The following is a 24,309-nucleotide window of genomic DNA, read 5'->3' as shown; positions in this document are numbered from 1 at the left end:
CCCGTACAAAACGGAGTGCTTCCGAAGCGACTGCGTCTAGCCGCCTCGGAAGCACTGCGCTCCCGGTCACCGGAACATACCGCCAGCACACAGCCGGCAGGAGCTTGCTTGACGTCGAAGTTGTCCGAGAGCCGAGGCGTTACTCGAACAGGTCTTGGAACTGCTTCTGAGTGAGCGTGCCTTCGCCGCCGGACCACTTAACCACCAGCAAAGACGGGTCCCCCTGGGACTGAATCTCCAAAGCCTCGCCGGGATCGAGATTGAAGTGAACCCGTAGGGCGGCGTGTATCCGCTCCGGTTTGTCCTATGGCACGTGAGGCACGTGCGACCTCCCTCGGTCGTCCAGTTGGTCGAATCTCGCCAACGGTGCATTCAAGCACCGAACTGGACCATATGGGTGGCGTGAGTGGAGCCCCACTTCGCACCTATTGGATCCCTATCGACCGATCCCATCGCGAGAGCCAAGGCGGCTTCTGGAGTCAGGCTGGGACTAGTTCTTCTCGCTCCACTCACCCGGCCTTGTCGTGTCGTCCTACCTCGAGTTCGGTCCAGCCGCGCGCGCCCCGGAGCGCTGGACGCGTGCCCCATTCCGCCGCGATTGACTTGGATCGAGAACTACTGCGCAGGCCCTACCGGCGTGACCGTCTCAACCTCCGCGCCCCCGGACTGAGTCGTGCTCACGGCCAACGCGTCGCCATGGAAAGCACTCGCGACCTGAGGCTCGGAAGCCGCGGCCTTTTCAAGGCCTGAGCGGTGCGACGACTGACCCGGATCCACGTGGCGCTCCTCTGTTCCATCCTGGGATGAGTAGTCCGTCGAACTGAGAGCGGCAGGCACACTGTCGTCCAGCTCGGGCGGTTCGACGTGCACGGGGCGAAGTTTCGGTGGTGCGGCCGCCCAGGCGCGCAGCGCTCCGAGGACCTCGCCATAAAAGCCGTCGACCGCAGACAGAACTGAGTCGATGAACGAGCCGCGGCCTCGTCCACGCTTGGTGCCCAGAGTCGCTGTCACCGCCAGGCGAAAAGACCGAATCTCTTTGGCGGGATCGAGTACAAGGGCGGCTGGGTTCTCTCGTACTGTGCTCAGGAGCTCGGCGGCTTGTGAGCCGCGAGCGTGCGCGACGAACGCCTCCACCCGGGTTGTGTCCGGAGCGCTCTTGAGTTGCCGAAGCAGCCAGTTCACCCGCGTCGTGGCACGTCCTTCTTTCGGAGCGTCGACATCGACGTGGCACACGACCCTCCCGGCGCGCAGGTCTGCGGTCACGACGAGCTGTCCCACGGTGCCCGGGATCCGAATCGCACCCGACAGTTCTCCGGAATCGCACAACGTCTGCGCCAGGGCTTGGGCTCGAACCACAGGGTCCGCAGCTTCTTTGCGGGACAAGACGGGCACTACTTCCGTGCCGAGCTGACGACCCAGCTGCAGGCTAGCGAACCGCAGCAGCGCATCGAAGCGAGCGACGACTTCGGCGATGCCCTTGTCCGAAGCACGCAGGGTGCCGGCAGCGACCTGGTCGCGGATCCCGACCCAGGCCTCTCCCATGTCATCGAACTCCAGCGCTCCGGACTTGCGATGCTCGAGGTAGCGGATCAGCTCACCCAGGATCCATGCCTGGTCCGGGTCTGCGACACCTCGGAACTCCTTCTGCATGACAGCCTCGGCAAGGACCTGGGACCAAGAAATGTGGTGCAGGCTCACCTTCTTGAGTTTGCGTTTGTCGACCTTGGTCGGGTGCTGGCCAGCCACTGCCGGGATCTCGTTGGAGATGGTGATGACGGCGTCATAGCCGTGCTCACGGGCGATGTCCAGGTAGTTCTCCAATTGCTCGGCAGCCAACTGGTTCGGACCGGTCTTCACCTCCACCAGTGCAGTCCACGTTCTCGCGCCCCGGGAGACACGGATGAGCCCGTCTGGATAGAGCCGCCGCTCACCCAGCATGAACGGCACCTCTATGAAGCACTCGATGGTGCCACTGGGCCCGCCGAAGGGTTTGACGAAGCCGCGTCCGAACTCCCGCACGGCCGACAGCACCGCTAGCAGTGCGGACGTCGCACGCCGCTCCTGCTCCTCGGCGCCGTTGATTCCCGAGGTAGGGATCAAACGTGCCTCGTGCCAAACTTCTTCAGCCATTGGTGGTTCCCCCGTGTCCGCGTTGACTTTGCTGCACACGGCCGACAAGGCCGGCGTTCTCGCCACGGTAGCGAACGCAATGCCGTTGCGGGGCGAATCCAACAAGCTCGCAAAGGGAACGGCTCACGTACGCGCTCGCAGCCCCATGCTCGTCGAAGCCGACTCAGAAGAGCTTCCGCAGGTGCTCCCGCAGACCGGGATCACAGACATACACGTACGTCCCCAACATTCCGCGGGTCAGCAGGACCGCGTAGATGTTTCGCACGAACTGCAGGATGTCTGCGTCGCTGTACGTAACCCCGAGGAGACGGTTGTTCGTCGTACCGCGAGGGTCCTTGTAGTTCGCGCGGTCGAACGTGACCCGCCCGCGTGCTGCGTCGTACCGCAGGTCGGGACCGATGATCACGCCGGCATAGTTGAGGTCGTAGCCCTGGATCGTGTGGATCGACCCAACTTCCTGCGCCGAGGTGGGTGAGCTGACCCAGTCGATGTCAGTGGAGTTCCATCGAAGTTTCTGGCCGTCGATCTCGATGTCGTATGCCTCGGGGTTTCTCTTTGTCAGCCACGGCCATGCGAACCCGGCTAGAAGCCTCGCCAAGCCGGTCTCGCCCTCACGTTGATCCAGCGCGTGGCGCATGTCGCCGAGGTGATCAAAGAACCGGAGGTCATAGCCGGGGAAGCCTTCACGTTCAGCCACGCTGCCATTCAGAACTCCGCGGACGTATCGCACGTAGTTCTGCCCGGCCTGCACTCTCATCTGCGACTGCAGCATGTAGTGCCTGTTCTCGTGCCTCGCCGTCGACACCAGATCCTTGAGGGTCCGAGGCGAGAGGTCCGCTGGCCTGATGGCCTGAGCCCCGTCAACGAGATAGATCTGGTGATCGCTCACCTTGTTGATCCAGTCGAGCTGGGTGTACTTCGGGTCGTCGTCACCGAAGAGCGTCTTGTTGTGGTCGGCGAACATCCGGTTCAGCGGCCCAGCTGCTTGCGCCGCCCGCTGGTTCAGGCGGTGCGACTCATCCACGATCAATAGATCGAACTGTTGTCCTGCAGACACCACCTGGAACGGGCTGATCACCTGCTTCGGGCTCAGTCCCGGGGTCTTGCGGAACACACGCTCGACGGAGCGCCGCAGAGACTGCTGTGGCACGACCAGCCCGATCTTGAAGTCCTGGAGCAACTCCGGGTAGCCCTTGACGAAGAACTCCGAGAGCACCGAGTCACCCTCGGGCATCAGGGTGGAGTCCGCCGCCTGAATGTCGCTCAAGAGCTTCATCAGATAGATGGCTACAACGGTCTTGCCCGTGCCGGGATCACCTTGGATCACGGTTCGACTAGAAGTGCCCTGCGCCAGATCAGCAAAGAGCCCGTCAAGGATGCTCTCCACCACGGCCGACTGACCGACCGACAACGCCTTGAAGGGCGACAACTTGAAGAGGTCTGAGTTCTCAATCTCCACGATGCTGCGCGTGAAGACGCCCTTCCTTCGGAGCTCCTCGAAGATCTCCGTGAAGGTCTGTTGGTAGGTCTCGCGGTCGTAGTAGTCGGCTCTGGTGATTCCCTCATTACGGTTCAGCACTTCATATTTTCCATCGCCGGCGAGCAGCCGGATGAGGTAGGACTCAAGGTCGAGGCACGCCGACTTGTTGAACCGGTCCCCGATCACGACGCGAGCGCCCTGCAAGCGGTGCACGCGCTTGGCCGGAGAGTCGAGGTGATTGCGCAGACGTCCCGCTGCGTTGATCGACTCCCCCACATAGATCTTTCCCGCGGTGTCGAGGGTGTAGACCACTGGCCAGTTGCTCAGCTTGGGGTTCGTCGCGGCCTGGACCGCCAAGGACGTCGCGTCGAACGCGAACTCCTCAATCCGGAAGGCGGTCATACTTCTCGCTGCTCCCCCGAGCTGTTTCAACTGGATACTTCGCCCGCGTCTTGCCGAGTTTGTCCAGGACTATCTGATCGACGTCGAGGTCGAGCTTGGCCGCCAGGAGATGGCAGTAGGTCAGCACATCGGCGAGCTCGTCGCGCACTCGGTCGATCTCGTGGTCGCCGTTCCACTGAAAGCACTCCAGGAGTTCGGCAGACTCGATCACGACACTCTTCGCGAGGTTCTCGGGTGAGTGGAACTGGTCCCATTCTCGTTCGGCCACGAAGTCGCGGAGTGTGTCCTGGACACGGCTGGCACTCATGCGGGCACTGTATCCGTGCTGTGAGCGCCGCATCTCAGGCTGGAGGAAATGACGTAGCAAGAAGTTCGCTGATCGCCTCGACGTCAACACCGCCGTCCTCCTGCTCGACCAACACCTTGGTCAAGCGCTTCGGCCACAGCACGTGGAGATCCCGAAGGGAGAAGGCACCGCCGATCAACGGCCAGTCCGCCTCAACGAAGCACAGTGCGCCGGTTACCTGCACTTCGCCCACAACCTCGCGGACCAACGAAACTTGCCGTTCGACTCCATCGACGAGCTTGGAGCAGTCCCGGCCGCCGACGAACAGCCGCTCGGTCCGGGGGCGGATGATGCCGCCGTCGATGCGGAGCGTCGGGCGCCCCTTGTAGCGCTTGGCATCGATCACCCACACGCCGGCCGACGTGACGGCGATGTGGTCGATGTTCGCTCGAGTGCCGGGGATCCGACGATCGTGGAGCACCGCGATATCAGGAGCCAAAGCATCGAGGCGTGCGCCGAGCCGTTCCTCGCCGATGGCGCCACGTTCCCAGGCCCGCGTGCTCTGGCGCTCATCAGACAACGCAACGGCTACTCCCCCGAGGCGACCCCATTTGGCGCGCGTTCGCGCTTCGTCCTTCTCCTTGCGTCGCTCATACTCACGCCGCGCAGATGCACCTGCCCGGCTCTGCGACGGTGCTTCCTCGGACCGGGCAATCGCCACGTGCGTCGACTGTTCGCTGGGCGAGTGATCCTGGCACTCCACGCAGCGAACCGTCTTCGTCGACTTCTCATAGACCGCAGTGGTCTGGGCCGGCAGTTCGGCTTCGCAGAGGCGACATCTACCGGCGTACCGAAGCTTCATTCTCTTCTCAGCCGCCGCATCCGACGGCCTGGACCCATCGCTCATGAACCGAACCGTAGGCGGCCCTGAGCCTCTCCGATGTCGGATTCACAGAATCCGATTCGCTGGTCGTGCCGAAGGCGCAACTTCACTGCCAGCCTGTGCCACGATCAACCATGGCCTTCGAGAACTCCTCCTTCCGCTCCCCCGTCGACGACATCGCCCTCACCACCTACGCCTGGAACGGGGCCGCCGAGCCGCGCGGCGTCGTACAGATTGCGCACGGTCTCGCCGAGCACTCCGCACGCTATGACCGCCTCGCCACCGCACTCAACGCCGCGGGCTACCTGGTCCGCGCCACCGACCACCGCGGACACGGTGAGTCGATCACCGACGTACCCGGCGACTTCGGCCCCGCCGGCTTCGACGGGCTGATCAGCGACGTCGCGGCGTACGGCGCCCACGTGCGCGCCGAACTTCCCGAGCTGCCGCTGTTCCTGATCGCCCACTCCATGGGCTCCTTCGCCGCCCAGGCCGTCATGCTCGAGCACAGTGAGCAATACGCCGGCGTCGTCCTCTCCGGCTCGACCACACTGGACGTGCTCGCCGCCGGGATGGCCGAGTCCGAGGAGCCCGCCGGCCTGGAGGCCTTCAACGCCGGGTTCGAGAACCGCACCGGCTATGAGTGGCTCTCCCGCGACGAGGCCGAGGTCGACGTCTATGTCGCCGATCCCCTGTGTGGCTTCGAGCTTCCCGACGCCACCGTGCCCGCGATCTTCAGCCCCGCCGCACGCGTTGCCGACCCGGCGACCGTCCGCAACGACCTGCCCGTCCTGGTCACCTCAGGCAACGCCGACCCGCTGGCAGGTGGCGGTCAACTCATCGAGCTGCTCGGTCAGCGCTACCGCGAGGCCGGGCTCACCGACGTCACGGTCAAGCTCTATGACCAGGCCAGGCACGAGATCTTCAACGAGACGAACCGCGACGAGGTGACCGCCGACGTGATCGCATGGCTGGACGCTCACTGATCGCTGGGCCACCACAGAAACTACTGCTGGCCCACCCGGGTAGAACCAGGACGCCGACGCACAGCCCGCCGAATGACCGAGCCGGGCTTGGACGCCAGGAGCGGGTCGAAGTCGTCGGTGATCGGGGTCAGGTCTGCCTCGTCCACGAAGACGGCACCGTCGCGCACCTCCTCGACGAGGTCGCGGCCGAGCACGGCACCGGCGGTGCCCATGCCGCCCCAGATCGTGGCGTTGATGCCGAACATGTGCTCGGTGCTTCCGCCGGCAAGGAACAGCCCCGGGATGTGCGTGGTCACCCGAGGGCGGAACGGGCCGAGGTTCTTGATCAGCGGCGCGATGCCATAGCAGGAGCCGTCGCTGCTGAGGGTGAAGCGCTCTTGGGTGATCGGGGTGGACGCCTCACAGAAGACCATCCGCTCCCGGATGTCCGGGATCATCAACTCTGCAGTGTCCAGGACGCGTTGGGTGAGTTCTTCCTTGAGCTGGAGATAGCGTTCGTCGCGGCCATAGGTGGCGCCGGCGGTGGGATCACTCGCGACGTTCCAGAACTCGTGGTCCTTCGGCGCCCAGCTGACCAGTTCGAGCGTGGAATATCCCGGTGGCGCTGAGTGCGTTCCTTCCGGGTCCTTGGCCGTGGGGCAACTGATCCCCACGGGCATCTGCTCGGGGCAACGGCCCGCCTCGACCTCGCGGTAGTAGCCATCGATGTCGTTGTTGGGCCACACCCAGGCGAGCGGCGGCGTGCCCCGCTCGCGCAGGTCGACGTCGAGCGCGACATAGACCGCAAACATCGGCAGCGTCATCTCCAGGTCCTTCAGGCGCCGCCGCAGCCGCCGGGTCAGGTGCGCGTCCCCGACGAGCTCCGCCCAGGTCTTCTTGAAGTCGGCTGCGGAGACGACGACCTCGGCGCGGATCTCCTCGCCGTCACGAAGGCGTACGCCGACCGCGCGGCCGTCCTCGATCAGGATCTGGTCGACCGTGGCCTTGGTGCGCACCCGGCCGCCGTGCGTCTGGATCACGTCGGTGAGGTGGGCGCCGATGACCTGGCCGCCACCGCGCGGATAGTAGGCGCCGGCCTGCAGGTAGTGGTGCAGGAAGCCCGCGTGCATGGCCGTGGGCGTGCGGTGCGGCGGCCAGGTGTAGTCACCGTTCTCCGCGAGGATCACTGCCTGCGCGTCGGCGCTGAGGCGGCAGGCGTCCATCAGCTTCGTGATCGGTCGCACGCCCCACCGCAGCAGCATGTAGGGACGCAGGCGCGGGCTCTCGCCTGCGGCGACGATGCGCATGATCCTGACGCAGCGCCGCAGACCGGCCTCCTCCTCGGGGAAGGCCGCGATCAAGCGGTCGAGGTAGGTGTCCCATCCGGTCGGCGTGTGGAAGGTGGTGCCCGGGATCATGATCTGGCAGTGACCCTCGGGCCGCTGGCGCAGCCACTTGATCCGTTCGGTCAGGGCGAGCCCGGAGAGCGCGGTCTGCATCCGACCGCCGGGGCCGCACTCGCCGACGTAGTGGGTGCCGACGTCGAACTCGAACTTGTTGCCGGCACGACGGAAGACCTGAGTGCTGCCACCGACCACCTGGTTGGCCTCCAGCACCAGCACCCGCTTGCCGTTGGCCGCGAGGTAGGCACCACACGTGAGACCACCGGGACCGGCACCCACCACCACGACGTCCCAGGTCCCGTTGTCGGCTTCGCTGGCCGGAGTCGGTGGTGTCGCAGTCTGGGTCATCACGGTCGCTTTCGCAGGGCGGGGTTATCTGGAGTTGGACTCCAGTTAACTCGCTTTCGGTGCGTTGCGCCAAGGGCGACGCTCCGTCAGGCGGGAGGTGAGTCCGGGATCAGGCCCTCGAGCAGCGCCAGACCCGCTTCGATCACAGCCTGCTCGACCCGCTCCGGCGCCACCGCCAGTGCGTCGCGGCGCAGCGCCAGCGCGGCGACACCGTTCCACGCACCGAACAGGAAGTAGGACAGCAACTCCGGATCCACCTGCCGGATCGCGCCGGAGTCCACGGCATCGCGGATGCTCTGCTCGAACTCCCCCCGCAGCTGGCTGAACCGCTCCACGACCTCGTCCTCGACAGCCGTCCGGGGACCGCGTTCACCGGTGACCGTCAGATATCTCACGACAGTGGGGTGGTCGAGGAGCAGTCGCAGGTAGGCCGACCCGACGCCGGCGAAACGCTCGAGAGGAGTCGTCTCGGCGGCGTACGCCGATCGCAGGGTCTCGGTCGCCACGGCCAGCACCCGCTCGGTCACCGCCGCCAGCAATCCGTCCTTGGTGCCGAAGTGCACGTAGACCGAGGCCGGCGAGATCCCCGCCCGCGCGGCCACGTCCTCGACCCTGATCTCCTCCGGCGCATGCTGCGACAGCAACTGCTCGGCGGCATCGAGCACGAGCCCGCGGGTGCGCTCCCGGCGACGCGACCCGCGCGCAGCGGCGTCGGCAGCCAGGACCTTCGGCTTCTGGGCGTCGTTCACGGGATCACAGTAGGGCCGATGGTGCGCCGACCGCCGTCTGCCAACGGAATCAGCGCAACGGCAACACGGGATCGAGCAGGAACAGCGCTCGCCCGAGGAGGCTCGAGATGAACGGGATCAGCCCGCCGCTCCCGGAGTGGCTCGGCCCGGTGTTGGTCCCGACCTCGGTCCAGGTGGCCACCACCGACTCCGGGACGTGGGCGCTTCGCACACGCTGTGGGTGGTCCCCCACGGAGAGGTAGGCGAGTTCCTCGCCGGTGGCGAAGTCGATGACCGCCACAGCGTCGGAGTCGCTGAGCGAGATCCAGCAGGTGTTGCCGTGGCCCTCAGTGGTCCAATACGGCTTCTTGTAGGCGTGACCGGTGGTCTGCTCGTCGTAGATCCGGTGTTCCCCCGTCTCCCGATCCACCAGTGCGGCGTAGTCGTCCATCGTCCCGGCCGCGCACAGCGTCGTCCCGGCAGTGTCCATCGCCAATCCGTGGTGCGCGGAGTCGTTGACGTATTCCTCCAACGGCATGTTCGGCACCCGGTTGGGCAGCTCGATCAGTCGGGTGACCCGTCCTTCCCGGGGTTCGGCGATGCCGCCGGCGGTGTAGTCCACCTTGCCGTTGATGTCGGGCGCCTGGGTGTCGAACTCGACGATGCCGTGGAAGTAGGACACCTGGAAGTAGATCCAACGCTGGTCCGGAGCCACTGCCATCGGTCGGACCGCGGCGCTCATCCCCTCATGGCCTGCCTCGGCAAGTTCCTTGCCCATGTCCCAGCGATGAGTGATTTCGAAGTTCGCGTTGTCAACGATCTGGAACCAGCGGTCGCCCTTGATCGCATCGTGCAACGGACCGATCTTGATCGGGCCGAGCGAGTGCTGGTCACCGGGGAGGTAGACCTTGCCGATCGAGGCGTGGTAGATCCGGGAAGCATCGGGCGAATAGTTGTTCTCGTGCGGGGTCTCTCCCGTGGGGAAGGCACGCAGCCGGTCACCCATCTTGACCTGTACGCCGTCGATGACCTCGTCCACCATCGAGTATTCGATCACCTGCGCCTCGGTCGAGTCGCTGACCAACAGTCGTCGCCCGTCCGGCGAGAGGCCCATGTGGTCGGTGCGGTATCCGTCCATCTGCTGCTCGCGGACGATGCTGTCCGGACTCCCGGCTGCAGCCTTCGCAAGGTCGATCCACACCACGTCAGCGAAGCTCGGTCGCGACACCGCGACGTACTTCCCGTCCTTGGTGGTGAACATGTCGTCGACGTACTGGTCGTGGCCCTCGCCCGGGCCCTGCTGGATCAGGTAGTAGAACGCCAGCTGGTCAGGCTTCTTCTTGATGTCGGCGATCTCTTGAGCCTTGTCCGGGACGAAGTCGATGCCTGTCTTCAGCACCTCCCGCGTGGTCGCGTCCACGATGGTTGCCGTGCCAGCCCAGTTGTTGCCCACCAGCATCACCTCGCGCATGGACTCGTCATCGCCCTGGGCGGCCTGCTGAGTGGAGGCGCCCAGGCCGAGCGTGACCACCACGGTGAGGAGGGCGGCAGTGGTCAGAGAAGCGGTACGTCGCATGGTGGGTGCCTCTGATTGCTGGTGGTTGGACGGGTCAGATCACGAAGGTCAGCCGGCTGGGCCGGATGTAGTCCGCGGGATCTGCAATGAATCGCAGGGACGGACGGGAGCCCGCGGGGAGCGTCGCCAGGGCCTTGCGCAACGGACGTTCGTAGCCAGCGGCGGGACTGCTGATCGGGGGTGCCCAGTTGTCGTGATGGGTCGGCACGAAGAGGTGCGGACGAGCGGCACGGATGTAGTCGATCGGGTCGCGCAGCCCGTTGGTGTACTGACCGAAACCCTGGATGGCGCCCAGGTGCACGGTGGGGCGGCCCAGCCGTCGCAGGCGTTCCACTGCGTCCGGGAACTCCCGGATCGGCCCAGCACTGTCGTTCCAGAGCAGCGAGAACTTCCCGATCTGGAACCGGTAGAGCAGGTTGCCGCCCTCCTTGTCGGGCACGTGCGAGGCGAACCCGAGAAGGTCCTCAAGGTGGGGTGGGTTGGTCAGCACCGGGGTCAGGTCCGGCGGGAGAAGCAGTGGCGGGAAGTCGCCGGTGGGGGCCTTCGCCGTCGAGTGCGGATGACCGATGGCCGTGACGGCGATGCGTGGTCCGAACCTGAAGTTGGCCTGTCCACCCACGGCGGTGATCGGCAGCACCTTCGTTCGGATCGAGGTGTCCGTCTGCTTGGCGATCTGGGCGCAATGGACCGCAGTTCCGACCACGACAGCACCGCTCTCTGCAGCGATGAGCCCCGCGTCCGCGGCGTGATCGAAGTGACCGTGCCCGATGAAGACATGGCTCGGCCGGAGGTCGACGAGCTCCTCCGGGGTTGTCGGGACCACATCGGAATAGGGGCCTCGAGGAACCCAGGCGTCCAGGAGGACGACTTGTCCGCCGATTGCCATCGCGAAGCTGGTGACGCCGAACCACGACAGGATCACCCGATCGCTGCGCACCTGTCCCGTGCGCGCGTGCACGTTCGCAGAACCGAAGAACTTCCGTCGCGCAGCGATGGTGCTGGCCCCAAGACGTGGGTCCGCCGAGGCGCTTCCAGCGGTGGCCGTACCGAGCGTGAGGGCAGCGCCAGCGGCGAGGAGGTTTCGCCTGCTGAACGGCTGGTGGGTGACCATGCCCTGCCCAACGACTCACGTCCGGATCGGTCCCGCCTTGAGTGACGATCTTCGTCTGGAGTGCGCATCCAAGTTGTCACTGTGCGCAGGGTGCGGTTGGCCAGGCCAGGGACTGACGTCCCCCGCGTCGGAGCGGTCGGGGGATTCATCGTCTTTCGTGAGCAGCTGCATCGGCCTTCGACGAGCCCTGAGCGCACTGGTGATCTCATGCGTTGAGCCTCACCCGCGAACAACTCCTGGCGCGTCCGCCCCCGGGAGGCAATTGTGTCGTCGCTGCAGCCGGGGTCTACTCCCCGAGGGTGTACGCCGTTGACCTCGCTCCGCCCCGGGAGGAGGCTGGTCAGCACGCCCACAAGAGGAGGAATCGATGAACGCCCTCGAACCCCCGGCCCCGCTCGTGCGTCTGACCCTGAAGCTCGAGGAAGCCACCGCCCTCGACGGCGCCGTACAGGCCATCGAGCCACACATCCTCAAGCTCTTCGGGTCCGGGATCCGTGGCTCCGTGCTCCGCGGGGACTGGCTCGGTCATGCGGTCCATCCGGTGCTCGCGACCGTGGTCCTGGGGAGCTGGACCTCGGCCTCCGTGCTCGACCTCATCGGACGGGGCAAGTGGGCCGAACCCGCGCAGAGCCTTGTCGGCACCGGCCTCCTGACTGTCGGACCCACCGCCTGGGCGGGCTGGGCCGAGTGGTCGACTGCTGGCCCGCGAGAGAAACGAGTGGGACTCGTGCACGCGGTGACGAACGCCGTGGCGATCGGAACCTACGCAGGATCGTGGATTGCTCGACGACGCGGCCACCACGACACCGGCGCCCGACTGGCCCTGCTCGGAGCAGCCGTCGCCGGAGCAGGTGGCTATCTGGGTGGACACCTCGCCGCGGCGCGGAAGGTGTCCACCCACCATCCGGTGTTCGACGCGGCCCCGCCCGGGGCCTGACCGGCCGAAGGAGACGCCAGGGACGCCCAGGATTCCTTGCCCGTTCGGGGAACCTTTCCGGCCTCTCGCTGCGACAGTGAGATCGTGGAGACAAACGGCGCGTTCCTCGAAGACGCCGTCCTGCTGCACCAGGCAGCCGACGGTGATCTCGGCGCGGTCCGCGAGCTCTACGACCGGCACGCCCCGTGGCTCACCGCGCGACTGATGCGCCGCTGCAATGACCGCGAGGTGGTCCTCGACGTCGTCCAGGACACCTTCCTGGCCATGTGGCAGGACGCGCGGAAGTGGCGCAACGACGGCGACGTTGCCGGCTGGCTGTGGGGCATCGCGTTTCGCCGGATGGTCTCGCGACTGCGGCAACGCAAGCAGCACGTGCTGCTGCCCGACTGGGACACCGGCACCAACGGGCTTCTGCCCGCCGCGGAGGACGAGGTGCTGCTCGACATCGAGTACGGCGACCTCGGCGCGGCCCTGCGCCGGCTCTCCCCCGAATTCCGTGCGGTCGTCCAGGCCTGTGTCCTGGATGGCCTCACCACCCGGGAGGCCAGCCGATTGCTGGGCGTCCGGGTCAACACCGTGAAGACCCGCCTGCACCGGGCCAAGGCCCAACTGCGCGGATCGCTTGCCGACATGAGGCTGGAGGGATGGCAATGAGCACGACCACCTGGCACGCCGGCCCGGAGTTGTTGCAGGCCTATGTGGAGGGACGACTGGACGCAGTCCTGGGCGCCTCCCTGGAACGCCATGTGGACCGCTGCGCGCAATGCCGGGAATCGTTGAGCTCGCTGGTCGACCCAAGCATGCTCGACAGGGCATGGGCCGGGGTGCGAGCGGGCGTGGAGAGTCCAGCGCTCCCACGCCCGTTCCGGCTCGCCCGCCGACTCGGGCTCGGTGAACCCACCGCGATCCTGCTGGCCGCGACCGCCAGCCTGCGGCGGACCTGGCTGATCGGTGGCGTCATCGCCCTGGCGTTCGCCGCCCTGGCCACCCAGTTCGCGCACAACGCCGTGCTGTGGCCGTTCCTGGCGGTGGCGCCGCTGATCCCCGTGATCGGTGTCGCCGCGTCGTACGGCTCATCCGAGGAGCCCTTCGAGGCACTCGCGGTCACCACGCCCTACGGTCGCACCAGGCTGATCCTGGCGCGGACGCTCGCGGTGTTGGCCGTCACGGTTCCGGTGGCCGGGCTGCTCGGCCTCACCCTGCCCGGACCCGTCTGGTTGGCTGCCAGCTGGCTCGGCCCGGCGCTCGCCATGATCCCGATCCTGCTCGCCCTGGCCAGCTTCACCGGCCCACGCCTGGCCGCCCCGATCGTGGCCATGCTCTGGATCGGCCTCGTCCTTGGCGCCTCGCGCGAGCTGCCCCAGACCTGGCCGGTGGCGGCCAGTCAACAACTCGTCTACCTCGGCCTGGCCCTGGTCGCCCTGGTGGTCCTGGCCGTCCGCTCCATGCGGACCCGAAGCATCGGAGCAGTCCTGTGAGCGTCGCACTGGTCGGTGTCGGCAAGTCCTATGGCGGCACCCCTGCGCTCCGCGACGTGGACCTCACCTTCGGCACCGGTGTGACCGGCCTGCTCGGTCCCAACGGGGCAGGCAAGACCACCCTGTTGCGGATCGTGGCCACGGGCATCGCCGCCGACCGAGGCGACGTACGCCTGCTGGGCCTCGACCCCCACTCCGGTCACGCCGCGCTCACCGAGGTACGTCGGGGGTTGGGCTACCTCCCCCAGGAGCTCGGCTATCCCACCGACATGACCACGTTCGGATTCGTCGAATACGTCGCGGTGCTCAAGGAGTGGAACGACAAACGGGCCCGGCACCGCGAAGTGCGCCGGGTCCTGGAACTGGTCGACCTGGCCACCCTGGCCGGCAAACGCGTGGCCAAGCTGAGCGGCGGCCAACGACGACGTGTCGGCCTCGCCCAGGCCCTGATCGGCAACCCGAGACTCCTGGTCCTCGACGAACCCACCACCGGACTCGACCCCGCCCAGCGGGCACAGCTACGGCGCACCCTCTCCGTCGTCGCACACGACGCAACCGTGCTCATCTCCACGCATCAGACCGAGGACGTCGCCGCCCTCTGCGAACGCGTGGTCGTGCTCGCCGAGGGGCAGGTGCGCTTCGACGGCACGGTGGTCGACCTGGTCGGCACCGCCAATGGCCAGGTCTGGCTCACCGACACCGAAGTCCCCGACGCGGTCGTCACCTGGCGCACCGGGACCGGACGGCACCGCGTCGTCGGCGGGAGCCGCCCTCCGCAGGCGGATGCTGCCGAACCAACTCTTGAGGACGCCTACCTGCTGATGCTCGGGCCGCAGGCTGCCAGTCCACTGGCGGCGCCCCGATCCCAGGGCGCTGACCACTGATCCGTCAGTTCTGAACCATTCCCCCGAGGAGACACCCATGGCCACCACCCTTCCGGACAGCGGACTTGCCGGCCTCACGTCGATGATCGGCATCGAGGCGCGCCGCTTCGCCCGGCATCCGCTCTTCCTGATCGGCGTCGTCGTGGCGTACGCCGTACACGTCTGGGTCTATCTGGCGACCGCGGCCGTGTCGAGCGTCGACGGGGTGAACCACTCCCACGATCTGCTCTCCCAGCCGATTGTCCCGGCGTTCTTCATCGGGTTGCCCAGTCTGGTCGTGGCGGCTCACCTGACCCGGTCCACGGAGGCCGCGGCCGAGGCGATGGGCACCGCGCCGGGAACGGAGTCCCGACGTACCCTCGCCGTCGCCGGCGCCTGTGTGGTGCCGTTCGCTGCTGGTCTCGGCTGGTTGGTGATGATGCTGGTGCTGACGCGGATCATCGAGCCGCACCCCGACGAGCTCTGGTTCACCAACGTCAACGACCTCTGGGTGTGGAGCATCCTGCTCGCGCTCGGCCCGGTCGCGTGCCTGGGCGGAGGGCTGCTCGGCGTGCTGGTCGGGCGGTGGCTGCGGTTCCGTGGTGCCGCGGCGATCGCTGTGGTGGTGGTGACCGTCGTCGACATGGCGGGCTCGCTCTCCTATGCGACCGGCGACGCGGGTGGTTTCCGGAACTGGGTGCCCTGGTCGATGTTCCACACCGGCACGATGTCGGACGGCAACGAGTGGAACGGCGTCCCCGGCCATGCGCAGGCGATCCTCACCGGCAACCCGGCCACCTACCTGCTCTACGTCCTGACGCTCTGCGCACTGGCCGTGGGTGGTGCGGTGTGGCACGACCGGTCGGCCCGGACCCCTCGGCTGCGGATGATCAACTGGGGGCTGATCGTGACCGCGGTGGCGCTGTTCCTGATCACCGCGACGACCGGCATCACCGAGATGATCATCTCCGGCCCGATCCGGTGACCTGACCCGTGCTCGCCATCTGGTACCTCCGCCGTGCCGTCCCGTGGGCCGGATCGCTGAGCTGCCTGGCCGTGGCACTGGCCTTGATCGCGGTCATCACCGAGTGGCCACGGCTGGTCGGGACCGGACTGCCGGCGATGGTGCTGCTCACCGGCGCGGCAGCAGGCTTCGCGTTCGACGAGGCCGCGGTGCGGGTGACCTCGGTGACCGTGCGCGGGACCCGCTGGGCCCCGCTGGCCCGCTTGCTCGCGGCTCTGGTCCTCGCCCTCGGCGGGGCCGGCCTCGCGGTGGCTGCGGCCGACGAAGCGGTGCTGGACCGGTCGGACTGGGCGCTGTTGGCGCTGGCCCTGGGGGGCGGGACGGCAGTTGTCGCCGTGTTCCTCGGACGGCACCAGGTGGCCCGCCCGGGCAGCTGGATCGCCTCGGCACTGGTGCTGGCGGGACTCACGCCGTTGGTGCTCGCCATGCTGGTCGAGCTGCGCTCGCCCTATCCCCTCGAGGCCTGGACGTCGACCCTCAGGACCGGCTGGGCGAGCATCGCCGTACTCGGCTGGGTGGGGGCAGCGTGGCTCGCGTTCGCGGGACGTCCGTTGCGCCACGCCCAACCCTGAGTGCTCTCCTCCTGCCAGCCCTGCTCAGGCGATGCGATCGTGCTGGCGGCGCGGGGTGTGGCGATCTGGTGGAGCCGGCGAGCAGCTCGCGGAGGCTAACGAGCCGACTTGTTGCCCGGCTCGGGAGGGTTGTGTCGCGGTGGAGCGAGCGGCCCGGCCGTGCCCTCCTGCGCGGACCCGCTCTCGCCGGTCGGATAGCCCGCAGTGGCGTCGCCGGGCGAGATCTCCTCGGGCTCGCCGCGCATGTTGGTCACCTCCGACACCTGGCTCTCCGAGCTGCCGGAGGCCGTGTCGACAACGCAGAACTCGTTGCCGTCCGGATCCCGCAGTACGACGACCTCTGGCCCCTCCGACTCCTCGCGATCAGGCCAGTCATCCACGCGTTCGGCACCCAGCTCGATGAGCCGCTCCACGTGGCGCTGCTGCTCCTGGGTGTAGAGGTCGAGGTGCACCCGAACGGGTCCGCTCGGCGCGCGGTCGGTCAGCTGGAGGACGATCGGCGTCCGGTTGGCATGGACGAGCGTCCTGAAGTGGCCGTCCTGCTGGTCGTCGGCCGGGTGATAGCCGATCGCTCGCCTCCAGAACTCGGTTGCGCGCTCCATGTCCCGCACGTTGACGACGACCGTCGCCAACCGCAGGTCTCCGATCTCGCGTTCTTCCTTGGTTGCCATGACGTTGCGGTACCCAGACACGCGCTGGTCAGTAACCGCCGCTCGTCACTGGTCGCCCCGGTGCGGCAGGAGTTCCTGGGCCTTCACCTTGAGGCCCTCCTTCATCACGCCCCACCGACTCGGGTCCCCCTTGATCAGTGCTTGGGTCATCGCGGTCATCTGCTCGAGGGTGGCGTGCGGCGGCACCGGGGGTACGTCGGCATCGCAGTGCACGTCGATCAGGTAGGGCCGGTCACCACAGAGCGCCTGGTCCCAGGCGTCGCCGAGCGCGTTGGGGTCGGTCACGGTGATCGCCCCCAGCCCGAGCCCGTGTGCGACGTCGGCATAGGAGATGTCGGGCAGGCGCTGCGACTCGACGAATGCCGGCGTGCCACCGAGGGCGCGCAGCTCCCAGGTCACCTGGCTGAGGTCGTTGTTGTGCAGCACGGCGACGACCAGCCTCGGGTCCTCCCACTCGGGCCAGTAGCGCTTGATCGTGATCAGCTCCATCAACCCGTTCATCTGCATCGCGCCGTCGCCCTCGAACGCGATCGCCGGGCGTCCGGGATGCGCGAACTTCGCCCCGATCGCATAGGGCACCGCCGGTCCCATGCTGGCCAAGGTCCCGGACAGGGTTCCGCGCATGGAGCCGCGCATGCGGATGTGGCGGGCATACCAGTCGGCGGCGGATCCGCTGTCGGCGAAGATCATCGAGTCCTCGGGAGCACGCGCGGAGAACTCGCTGAAGATGCGCATCGGGTTGACCGGATCGGCCTCGACCATCGCCTCGGCGTCCATCGTGTCCCACCAGCGTCGTACGTCGTGCTCGATGCCCTCGCGCCAGCTGCGATCCTCCTTGCGCGTCAGCAGCGGGGCGAGCGCGGACAGCGTGCTCGCGGCATCTCCCACCAGGTTGACCTCATAGGGATAGCGCATCCCGATCATCGATCCGTCGAGGTCGATCTGAACCGCGCGGGCCTGATCGAAGTCGGGCAGGAACTGGCTGTAGGGAAAGCTCGAGCCAACGGTGAGCAGAGTGTCGCAGTCACGCATCAGCTCATAGCTGGGCCGGGTCCCGAGCAGGCCGATCGAGCCCGTCACCCAAGGGAGGTCGTCTGGCAGCACGTCTTTGCCCAGCAGCGCCTTGGCGACGCCGGCGCCGAGCAGGTCGGCGACCTCGGTGACCTCTCGCACCGCGCCCCGGGCACCCTGCCCGATCAGGAGCGCGACCTTCGTTCCGGCATTGAGCACATCGGCTGCCCGGGCCAACGCCTGCTCGTCCGGGAGCGCCCGCGAGGTCGGGCTCAGGTCGAGGCTCGACGGCACCATCTTGAAGTCGTGAGTGGGTGCGGAGTAGTCCAGCTCCTGCACGTCGTTGGGGACGATGACCACTGCCGGTGCACGCCTGGTGAGCGCCGCACGGAAGGCCCGGTCCAGCACGTTGGGCAGCTGCTCGGGCACCGTGACCGACTGGACGAAGTCACCGGCCACATCCTTGAAGAGTGCATGCAGGTCGACTTCTTGCTGATAGGAGCCGCCCATCGCCGAGCGGTTCGTCTGGCCCACGATCGCAACGACGGGCACGTGGTCGAGCTTCGCGTCGTACAGCCCGTTGAGCAGGTGGATGCCGCCTGGTCCGGACGTCGCCAGGCAGACGCCCACCTGGCCGCTCATCTTGGCGAAGCCGACCGCCTGGAAGGCGCTCATCTCCTCGTGGCGTGACTGGATGAAGCGCGGATCATCCTCGGCGCGGGAGAACGCCCCGAGGATGCCGTTGATGCCGTCCCCGGGATATCCGAAGACCTGTCGCACGCCCCACTCGCGGAGGCGTTCCAGCAGTTGGTCGGCCACTGAACCCACGGTGACTCCTTCGCTCGACGTCCCGGAGCCGGTACCCAACTGGTGGGATCTAGCCGATCACCTCGACCGCGCACCGCGCCGCGGCGGTCTTGGCGGTCTTGGCCAGGCTCTCGTCCCCGGTGACCAGCGTGGCGCCCAGCGACTCCGCGAGCGCCACGAAGGTCGCGTCGTGGGCGGTGAGCTCGGCTCGCAGCTCCCAGACGCGTGCCACCAACGGCGCAGGCGAGACGCGCTCGAGCGGGAAGGTGGCCAGCGCCCTGAGCGCATGCTCGGCCGCCTCGGGGCTCACAGTGCCCTCGCGCGCGAGTACGTCGAGCAGCCCCGTGGCCTCGATGTCGACCAGCTCGGGCGCCACCACGCGCTCGGTGCCCAGTCGACGCGCGATCGCGTCACTGAGGTGCGCGGGGCCGAGCAAGGCGGCAACGAGCACCGAGGTGTCGAGGACGATCATCGGCCCCGGCCGGTCTGCTGGCTGGTGACGATGTCGCCCATGGTGGGCTTGTCGGACCAGGCGAAGTCGACGCGTGCGCGGGTGATCGCCTCCTCGACAGTGGGCTCTGCGGCCTGTCGCTCGAGGGTGATCCGGAGGTACTCCTGCAGCGAGCGTCCGGAGGCGGATGCCCGTCGTTTGAGCACCGCATATGCGTCGTCGTCGAGGTTGCGAATCTGAACAGTGGCCATGCATGCATTCTAGCGCCATTCCTGTTGAAAAACACTTGCACGTGGTCCTTGACCGGCGTAAAATCGAGCCAGAGCTCGAGTCAATAGTCCGGCGCTGAGGACGACGAGCTCGGTCCGTTCCGACGGGCTGCCTGAGGCGATGAGAGTCGTGGAGGGCGAGCAAGTGTCGGGCTCCACCTAGTTGGATCGGGTGGCGCGCACGACCCTCCGGGGGTACGTCAGCTGTGACGGGGACTCGAGGGCATCCAATTCACTGCGCGCTTTTGCGTCGCTGGTCGAGAGGAGCCCAGGCTCATGACAACCACATCCTTCGCAGACGAGTTGCTGACTCGTCTGGACGAGGTGCTCGCTGACTTCTGCGAGATGTCACTGCCGATCCTGTCCGACGACGACCTCGAGGCGTTGCTCACCCGGACAACCACCTTCGGAAACCGGCTCACGCACGCCACCGGCAGGGTTGCCACCGAGGCCACCACGCGCGAGCTGAGTGACAAGGTCGGCGCCCGACACGCGGCCAACTGGTGGGCCAGCCTGACGCGGCTCACACCCCGGGACGCCAACCGTCGCCTGAGATTGGCCCGCTCCCTCGCGCGGACGGTCCACGAGCCGGTGGCCGATGCCCTTGCCAGTGGAGAGCTCCATGTCGACCAGGCAGGCGTGATCGTCGATGTGGTCGACGACCTGCCCAGCGATCTCGAGCCCGCCCTGGTCGACAAGGCTCGCGACATCCTTCTCGACGAGGCCCAGCGACACAACGCCGACGAGCTCCGCATCCTGGGCAAGCACATCCTCGAGACGATCGACCCCGAGCGGTTCGAGGCGGACGAGGCCAAGCGGCTCAAGCGTGAGGAGGACGAGGCCAACGCCAGGGCCCGGATCACGCTGACCAACGACGGGCACGGCCGGGTTCTCGGACGCTTCAGCCTTCCCGCCGTCCAGGGCGAGCTGCTCCGCAACCAGCTCCTGGCCCTGGCCGACCCGCGGCGCACGCTCCCCGGCGCTCCCTCGGGAGACGATTCCGCCGCGCCGCGCGACGGCTCCTCGATCACTCCCGAGCGGATGGGTCACGCCTTCATGGAGCTGATCGAGATGTTCCCCGCCGACAAGCTTCCGAGCCATGCCGCGAGCAGCGTGGCCCTGATGATCACCATCGACATCTCCCAGCTCCTCAAGGAGCACGGCTTCGCCACCTTGGCCAACGGCCAGCGGATCAGTGCCGGCGAGGCCCGCCGACTGGCCTGCCGCAGCGGCCTGTTGCCCGCAGTGCTCGACGGACGGAGCGAGATCCTCGACTTCGGCCGGCAACGACGACTCTTCAGCACCGCTCAGTTCCGTGCGCTGGCCTTGCGTGACAAGGGCTGCACCGCGAAGGGATGCGGCATGCCGCCCAGCGTGTGCCACGCGCACCACGACGATCCGTGGAGCCATGGCGGGCCGACAGATCTGGCCCGGGGCCGATTGCTCTGTCCGCACCATCATCGGTTGATCCACCATCAGGGTTATCGGCACAGCATCGAACCGGACAACACGGTGACGTTCCGTCGCCTCACCTGATCAACGCGGCACCTGATCAACACCGGGTCACTTCATCGACGCCATCCCGCGGGTGAGCGACGGGACTGGCGAGCGCTACGCGCGCTACAGGCTCTTGCGGAAGTGCACGTCTGCCGAGCCCTCGGTGGGGATGCCCTCGGTACGCGCGAACTCGACGTACCCATGCACCTCATAGAACCCGGGCGCCTGGAACGTGAACGAGGAAACCAGCATCTGCACACAGCCACGCTCGCGAGCGATCTCCTCGGCGGCATCCAACAGTCGGGCGCCCCAGCCGTCACGCCGTACGTCGTCGCGCACCCAGGTCAGCCCGATCCCGGCTGCGGTCCCCCAGGTCCAGCCGCTGACGCCGGCAGCCAGCTCCCCCTCGGCGTCGGTCACCTTGACGGTGAACTCCTCGGCATCGGCGATCCCCGGCGTGGTCGCGCGGTTGAAGTTGGTCAGCCCCGCATCGAGGCGCTCATCGAGCTCGGAGTCGGCTCCGCCACGGGTCACGGTGAACTGCATTGGCCGAGCATGTCAGAGCCGGTGAGGGGCGGGCGACTTGGTTTCGCAGGGCGCTCAACGTCGACGCTTGTGCAATGCGCAGGGTTCAACTGAGCAGGTTTCCGCTGAGCAGGGTTCAACGGCGGAGCGTTCAGCTGCGCAGGAACTCCGGCTCGGTGGTTTCCATTAGGCGCGCGTCCGGCTCCTCGCCGGCCATCGCCAGCAGGCCAAGGACCGCGCGACCGAGGGTGAGCAAGTCTCGGGGGTTCTTCTTGTCCAGAACGGCGATCAGCTGCTTGAGGATGGTGAGCTGGTCGAAGTAGATCCGCTCGGCGACGAGGTTCTCTTCCTCGTCGAAGACGAAGTAGGCATTCATCCGGGTGCGGTGCTTCGACCCGGTCGGCGGGATCTTCCCGAGGGGTCCCAGGTGCGTGCCGAGCAGCCAGAACTCCACGATCACGGCGTCGACGCTGTGCCGGAACGCGATGATCTCGTGGTCCTGATCAGGGAACGCGACTCGGGTGTCGCGGTAGTAGTCGCGCACAGCACTGTCACCGTCGTGCACCTTCATCAACGGGATCAGCTCGTAGTGCGGGTGCGGGAACGTCGACAGGGTCGCGTCCCAGTCATGGGCGACCTCGTCATGGAAGTGGTCCAGCACCAGCTTCTCGCGGGCACGGAGGACCTCTTCGGAGGGCAGGACGAAACGGGAACCGGTCTCAGACATGCCATGACAATATACCCACACTGTGGGTTTTGACCACGAGTTCCGGCATGATGGAGCCATGGACGCCTCCCCCACTCCCGTCGTACGCCGTGGGCGGCCACCGCGTGGCACCAGCACGCTGTCCCGCACCGCAGTGGTGGAGGCGACGTTGAGGGTCAGCGACGCCGACGGGATCGCGGCAGTCAGCATGCGCTCGGTGGCGCGCGAGCTCGGTGTGGATCCGAAGAGCCTCTACAACCACGTCCACGACAAGGAGGACCTGCTCGACGCGATCGCCGAGCACGTCCTCGGTGGGCTCGACTTCCCGCCCGCAACCGGTGACCTCGCCACCGACCTGCGTGCCATCGCACATGGTTTCCGCGAACGCGCGCTGCTCCACCCCGAGGCGGCCTACCTGGTGCTGACCCGACCGCTCGGCTCGCTCGAGGCGCTCGCCCCGGTGGAGGCGGTGCTCGGTGTGCTGCACCGGGCAGGTTTCGCCGCACCGGAGTCGGTACACCTGCTGCGCTCACTGCTCGCGACAGTGGTCGGCACGCTGCTCCGCGAGGTCTCGGCCGGCCCGACGTACGGCTCCGCGGATGAAGCGGTGGTCGCGGATCGTCAAGCAGTGTTGGGGTCCAGTGGCCTTCCGTCCGTCGCTGCGGCCGCTGCCGACCTGGCCCGATTCGACCGGGAGCAGGAGTTCTCGTTCACCGTCGACCTCGCCATCGAGGCCGTGGCGAATCGCGTGCCCACCCAGCGTTAGCGTGGAGCGACCGGCCGTCGGCCCGCAAGGAGAGCGCATGCCAGCCACCCAACCCGCACCCCGCGTGGTGACGCTGCCGTTTCCTGTCAGCAGGTTGCAGCAGGTTCCGGCGAGCCTGGACTACCGGTTGTTCGCCGGCGACGAGGACCCGGCGGTGCTGGCGGAGACGGACTTCTGGGTGCCGCCGTACGACGTGAAGCTCGACTATCCCTCGATCCTTGCTGGCCTGAGCCGGCTGCAGGTGGTGCAGGCCCAGTTCGCCGGTGTCGACCACCTGGCCGAGTGGATGCCTGACGGCGCCACGTTGTGCAACGCACGCGGGGTGCACGACGCGGCCACCGCCGAGATGGGGATGACCCTGATCCTGGCCTCGCTGCGACAGCTGCCCGACTTCGTGCTCGCCCAGGCCGAACAGCGCTGGGCAGCCAACAACAGCGCCGAGTCCCTGGCGGACAAGACCGTGGTCATCGTCGGCTTCGGCAGCATCGGCCAAGCCCTTGCTCGCCGCCTCGAGGGGTTCGAGTGCGAGGTGATCGGGGTGACCCGCAGCGGTCGGGACGGCTCGCGACCGACCACGGAGCTGCCGACCCTGTTGCCCACCGCGGACGTGGTGGTGATCCTGACGCCTCTGACCGACGAGACGCGGCACCTCGTGGATGCGCCCTTCCTGGCCGCGATGCGTGACTCGGCACTGCTGGTCAACCTCGCTCGCGGCGCGGTCGTGGACACCGAGGCACTGCTGGCCGAGGTGCAGTCCGGCCGGCTCCACGCCGCCCTCGACGTCACCGACCCTGAGCCCCTGCCCTCGGACCACCCGTTGTGGCGTTGCCCCGCGGTGCTGATCACCCCGCACGCAGCCGGTGGCAGCTCTGCGATGCAGCCGCGGATCGATCGGCTCGTCGAGGCACAGCTGGCGCGCTTCGCCGCGGGCCTGCCGTTGCTCAACGTGGTTCAGCAGGGCTGAGCTGGCACGTCTCCCCCGTCGGCCACTCGGCTGATCCGCGACCGCCTGGCTAGTCTGCGTTCGGCTCCACAGGCGCACTGCTGATCGGCGTGATCCAGGACTGGTGGGTACGGCTGTTCTTCGTGATCGCGAGCAGCTCGTCCATGTGCGGCTCGAGTCCGGTCACCTTGTCCAGCGGCACACCGACGATCAGCTGGAAGCCCAGGCCCCGCCAGGCCAGGACGGCCCGGCCGGCGAACTCGGAGTCGGCCTTCACGAAGCCCTCGTCGAGGAAGACCGGTGCGAACCGCGGCCGGGATCGCATCTCGTCGCCGAGCCGGAACCGCAGCGCCGAGCCCACGATGAAGGCGACCAGCTCCTGGCTCTCGCCACCGGACTTCTCCCCCAGCGTGCGATAGGTCGCCTTGAGCTCACCGGTGACGTGATCGAACCTCTCGGCACTGATCTCGACATGAC

25 protein-coding genes are annotated in these 24,309 nt (G+C 67.3%); 10 read left to right on the top strand and 15 right to left on the bottom strand.

The features are described 5' to 3' along the window. Positions 1-615: 615 nt before the first annotated feature. From BJ980_RS00125 to BJ980_RS00110, 4 genes are all read right to left on the bottom strand, one after another. A complete protein-coding gene (locus tag BJ980_RS00125; RefSeq protein ID WP_218855357.1) occupies positions 616-2,130 on the bottom strand; it encodes a hypothetical protein in 1,515 nt (504 codons plus the stop codon). A gap of 163 nt (positions 2,131-2,293) precedes the next feature. Then, a complete protein-coding gene (locus BJ980_RS19150) occupies positions 2,294-3,922 on the bottom strand; it encodes a DNA/RNA helicase domain-containing protein (RefSeq protein ID WP_218855356.1) in 1,629 nt (542 codons plus the stop codon). 70 nt (positions 3,923-3,992) lie between these two features. Further along, on the bottom strand, positions 3,993-4,319 hold the full coding sequence (locus tag BJ980_RS00115) for a nucleotide pyrophosphohydrolase (protein ID WP_179500421.1): 327 nt from the start codon (positions 4,317-4,319) through the stop codon (positions 3,993-3,995). Between the two features lie 34 nt (positions 4,320-4,353). Further along, positions 4,354-5,205 (bottom strand): nuclease-related domain-containing protein, encoded by an 852-nt coding sequence (locus tag BJ980_RS00110; RefSeq protein WP_218855355.1) that lies wholly within the window; start codon positions 5,203-5,205, stop codon positions 4,354-4,356. A gap of 110 nt (positions 5,206-5,315) precedes the next feature. Between BJ980_RS00110 and BJ980_RS00105 the strand changes: the two genes are divergently transcribed. After that, on the top strand, positions 5,316-6,167 hold the full coding sequence (locus tag BJ980_RS00105; RefSeq protein ID WP_179500420.1) for an alpha/beta fold hydrolase: 852 nt from the start codon (positions 5,316-5,318) through the stop codon (positions 6,165-6,167). A gap of 20 nt (positions 6,168-6,187) precedes the next feature. Here the strand turns inward: BJ980_RS00105 and BJ980_RS00100 are convergent, their stop codons facing one another. The 4 genes from BJ980_RS00100 to BJ980_RS00085 form a co-directional block, all read right to left on the bottom strand. After that, positions 6,188-7,897 carry a phytoene desaturase family protein gene (locus BJ980_RS00100; protein ID WP_179500419.1) on the bottom strand — a complete coding sequence of 570 codons (1,710 nt, stop codon included), beginning with the start codon at positions 7,895-7,897 and terminating at the stop codon, positions 6,188-6,190. An 86-nt stretch (positions 7,898-7,983) separates the two neighbouring features. After that, positions 7,984-8,646 (bottom strand): TetR family transcriptional regulator, encoded by a 663-nt coding sequence (locus BJ980_RS00095; protein WP_179500418.1) that lies wholly within the window; start codon positions 8,644-8,646, stop codon positions 7,984-7,986. Positions 8,647-8,695: 49 nt separating this feature from the next. Further along, positions 8,696-10,201, bottom strand: a complete 1,506-nt coding sequence (locus BJ980_RS00090; RefSeq protein WP_179500417.1) for a YncE family protein — start codon at positions 10,199-10,201, stop codon at positions 8,696-8,698. A gap of 34 nt (positions 10,202-10,235) precedes the next feature. After that, on the bottom strand, positions 10,236-11,312 hold the full coding sequence (locus BJ980_RS00085; RefSeq protein WP_179500416.1) for an MBL fold metallo-hydrolase: 1,077 nt from the start codon (positions 11,310-11,312) through the stop codon (positions 10,236-10,238). Positions 11,313-11,679: 367 nt separating this feature from the next. Between BJ980_RS00085 and BJ980_RS00080 the strand changes: the two genes are divergently transcribed. The 6 genes from BJ980_RS00080 to BJ980_RS00055 all read left to right on the top strand — a co-directional run bounded on the left by BJ980_RS00080 (position 11,680) and on the right by BJ980_RS00055 (position 16,186). Beyond that, positions 11,680-12,249, top strand: a complete 570-nt coding sequence (locus tag BJ980_RS00080; protein WP_179500415.1) for a DUF2231 domain-containing protein — start codon at positions 11,680-11,682, stop codon at positions 12,247-12,249. Positions 12,250-12,333: 84 nt separating this feature from the next. Next, complete coding sequence (locus tag BJ980_RS00075) at positions 12,334-12,903, top strand: sigma-70 family RNA polymerase sigma factor (RefSeq protein ID WP_179500414.1); 570 nt, start codon at positions 12,334-12,336, stop codon at positions 12,901-12,903. Further along, positions 12,900-13,727, top strand: coding sequence for a zf-HC2 domain-containing protein (locus BJ980_RS00070; RefSeq protein ID WP_179500413.1), 828 nt, complete (start codon positions 12,900-12,902; stop codon positions 13,725-13,727). The genes BJ980_RS00075 and BJ980_RS00070 overlap by 4 nt, the downstream gene beginning before the upstream one ends. Then, positions 13,724-14,611, top strand: coding sequence for an ATP-binding cassette domain-containing protein (locus BJ980_RS00065; protein ID WP_179500412.1), 888 nt, complete (start codon positions 13,724-13,726; stop codon positions 14,609-14,611). Before BJ980_RS00070 ends, BJ980_RS00065 begins: the two co-directional genes overlap by 4 nt. 37 nt (positions 14,612-14,648) lie before the next feature. After that, positions 14,649-15,575, top strand: a complete 927-nt coding sequence (locus BJ980_RS00060; protein ID WP_179500411.1) for a hypothetical protein — start codon at positions 14,649-14,651, stop codon at positions 15,573-15,575. 8 nt (positions 15,576-15,583) lie between these two features. After that, positions 15,584-16,186 carry a hypothetical protein gene (locus tag BJ980_RS00055; RefSeq protein WP_179500410.1) on the top strand — a complete coding sequence of 201 codons (603 nt, stop codon included), beginning with the start codon at positions 15,584-15,586 and terminating at the stop codon, positions 16,184-16,186. A 95-nt stretch (positions 16,187-16,281) separates the two neighbouring features. On the opposite strand, the gene BJ980_RS00050 is transcribed toward BJ980_RS00055, so the two are convergent. Genes BJ980_RS00050 through BJ980_RS00035 form a run of 4 tightly spaced genes read right to left on the bottom strand, consistent with a single transcriptional unit; the run spans position 16,282 to position 19,377 of the window. After that, positions 16,282-16,857: a VOC family protein gene (locus BJ980_RS00050; protein ID WP_179500409.1), complete on the bottom strand. Its 576-nt coding sequence runs from the start codon at positions 16,855-16,857 to the stop codon at positions 16,282-16,284. Positions 16,858-16,902: 45 nt separating this feature from the next. Beyond that, complete coding sequence (locus BJ980_RS00045) at positions 16,903-18,696, bottom strand: thiamine pyrophosphate-requiring protein (RefSeq protein ID WP_343047606.1); 1,794 nt, start codon at positions 18,694-18,696, stop codon at positions 16,903-16,905. A gap of 49 nt (positions 18,697-18,745) precedes the next feature. Continuing rightward, positions 18,746-19,147 (bottom strand): type II toxin-antitoxin system VapC family toxin, encoded by a 402-nt coding sequence (locus tag BJ980_RS00040; RefSeq protein WP_179500407.1) that lies wholly within the window; start codon positions 19,145-19,147, stop codon positions 18,746-18,748. Continuing rightward, positions 19,144-19,377 carry a FitA-like ribbon-helix-helix domain-containing protein gene (locus BJ980_RS00035; protein ID WP_179500406.1) on the bottom strand — a complete coding sequence of 78 codons (234 nt, stop codon included), beginning with the start codon at positions 19,375-19,377 and terminating at the stop codon, positions 19,144-19,146. The genes BJ980_RS00040 and BJ980_RS00035 overlap by 4 nt, the downstream gene beginning before the upstream one ends. 294 nt (positions 19,378-19,671) lie before the next feature. Between BJ980_RS00035 and BJ980_RS00030 the strand changes: the two genes are divergently transcribed. After that, positions 19,672-20,931 carry an HNH endonuclease signature motif containing protein gene (locus BJ980_RS00030; RefSeq protein WP_179500405.1) on the top strand — a complete coding sequence of 420 codons (1,260 nt, stop codon included), beginning with the start codon at positions 19,672-19,674 and terminating at the stop codon, positions 20,929-20,931. Between the two features lie 84 nt (positions 20,932-21,015). Here the strand turns inward: BJ980_RS00030 and BJ980_RS00025 are convergent, their stop codons facing one another. Both BJ980_RS00025 and BJ980_RS00020 read right to left on the bottom strand, forming a co-directional pair. Then, positions 21,016-21,438 carry a GNAT family N-acetyltransferase gene (locus BJ980_RS00025; RefSeq protein WP_179500404.1) on the bottom strand — a complete coding sequence of 141 codons (423 nt, stop codon included), beginning with the start codon at positions 21,436-21,438 and terminating at the stop codon, positions 21,016-21,018. A gap of 130 nt (positions 21,439-21,568) precedes the next feature. After that, positions 21,569-22,144, bottom strand: a complete 576-nt coding sequence (locus tag BJ980_RS00020; protein ID WP_179500403.1) for an ester cyclase — start codon at positions 22,142-22,144, stop codon at positions 21,569-21,571. A 58-nt stretch (positions 22,145-22,202) separates the two neighbouring features. Here BJ980_RS00020 and BJ980_RS00015 point away from each other — a divergent pair, with 58 nt between their 5' ends. Beyond that, positions 22,203-22,889, top strand: coding sequence for a TetR/AcrR family transcriptional regulator (locus BJ980_RS00015; RefSeq protein WP_179500402.1), 687 nt, complete (start codon positions 22,203-22,205; stop codon positions 22,887-22,889). 37 nt (positions 22,890-22,926) lie between these two features. Continuing rightward, positions 22,927-23,853 carry a 2-hydroxyacid dehydrogenase gene (locus tag BJ980_RS00010; protein ID WP_179500401.1) on the top strand — a complete coding sequence of 309 codons (927 nt, stop codon included), beginning with the start codon at positions 22,927-22,929 and terminating at the stop codon, positions 23,851-23,853. Between the two features lie 49 nt (positions 23,854-23,902). Here the strand turns inward: BJ980_RS00010 and BJ980_RS00005 are convergent. Continuing rightward, positions 23,903-24,309, bottom strand: a 407-nt coding sequence (locus BJ980_RS00005) for an SbcC/MukB-like Walker B domain-containing protein (RefSeq protein ID WP_281363709.1), incomplete at its 5' end; no start/stop codon positions are given.

The sequence above is a fragment of the Nocardioides daedukensis genome (genome assembly GCF_013408415.1).
In the GTDB taxonomy this organism is placed as follows: Bacteria; Actinomycetota; Actinomycetes; order Propionibacteriales; family Nocardioidaceae; genus Nocardioides; species Nocardioides daedukensis.
The sequence above is the reverse complement of the archived record's forward strand: the minus strand, read 5'-3'. Positions and strand labels throughout refer to the sequence as shown.

Bases quoted from the DNA above. Each gene is read 5' to 3' on its own strand.
- BJ980_RS00085 (WP_179500416.1), bottom strand. From the start codon at position 11,312: ATGGTCACCCACCAGCCGTTCAGCAGGCGAAACCTCCTCGCCGCTGGC.
- BJ980_RS00125 (WP_218855357.1), bottom strand. From the start codon at position 2,130: ATGGCTGAAGAAGTTTGGCACGAGGCACGTTTGATCCCTACCTCGGGA.
- BJ980_RS00080 (WP_179500415.1), top strand. From the start codon at position 11,680: ATGAACGCCCTCGAACCCCCGGCCCCGCTCGTGCGTCTGACCCTGAAG.
- BJ980_RS00110 (WP_218855355.1), bottom strand. From the start codon at position 5,205: ATGAGCGATGGGTCCAGGCCGTCGGATGCGGCGGCTGAGAAGAGAATG.
- BJ980_RS00040 (WP_179500407.1), bottom strand. From the start codon at position 19,147: ATGATCGTCCTCGACACCTCGGTGCTCGTTGCCGCCTTGCTCGGCCCC.
- BJ980_RS00020 (WP_179500403.1), bottom strand. From the start codon at position 22,144: ATGTCTGAGACCGGTTCCCGTTTCGTCCTGCCCTCCGAAGAGGTCCTC.
- BJ980_RS00010 (WP_179500401.1), top strand. From the start codon at position 22,927: ATGCCAGCCACCCAACCCGCACCCCGCGTGGTGACGCTGCCGTTTCCT.
- BJ980_RS00070 (WP_179500413.1), top strand. From the start codon at position 12,900: ATGAGCACGACCACCTGGCACGCCGGCCCGGAGTTGTTGCAGGCCTAT.
- BJ980_RS00025 (WP_179500404.1), bottom strand. From the start codon at position 21,438: ATGCAGTTCACCGTGACCCGTGGCGGAGCCGACTCCGAGCTCGATGAG.
- BJ980_RS00030 (WP_179500405.1), top strand. From the start codon at position 19,672: ATGACAACCACATCCTTCGCAGACGAGTTGCTGACTCGTCTGGACGAG.
- BJ980_RS00015 (WP_179500402.1), top strand. From the start codon at position 22,203: ATGGACGCCTCCCCCACTCCCGTCGTACGCCGTGGGCGGCCACCGCGT.
- BJ980_RS00105 (WP_179500420.1), top strand. From the start codon at position 5,316: ATGGCCTTCGAGAACTCCTCCTTCCGCTCCCCCGTCGACGACATCGCC.
- BJ980_RS00090 (WP_179500417.1), bottom strand. From the start codon at position 10,201: ATGCGACGTACCGCTTCTCTGACCACTGCCGCCCTCCTCACCGTGGTG.
- BJ980_RS00115 (WP_179500421.1), bottom strand. From the start codon at position 4,319: ATGAGTGCCAGCCGTGTCCAGGACACACTCCGCGACTTCGTGGCCGAA.
- BJ980_RS00060 (WP_179500411.1), top strand. From the start codon at position 14,649: ATGGCCACCACCCTTCCGGACAGCGGACTTGCCGGCCTCACGTCGATG.
- BJ980_RS00100 (WP_179500419.1), bottom strand. From the start codon at position 7,897: ATGACCCAGACTGCGACACCACCGACTCCGGCCAGCGAAGCCGACAAC.
- BJ980_RS00050 (WP_179500409.1), bottom strand. From the start codon at position 16,857: ATGGCAACCAAGGAAGAACGCGAGATCGGAGACCTGCGGTTGGCGACG.
- BJ980_RS00035 (WP_179500406.1), bottom strand. From the start codon at position 19,377: ATGGCCACTGTTCAGATTCGCAACCTCGACGACGACGCATATGCGGTG.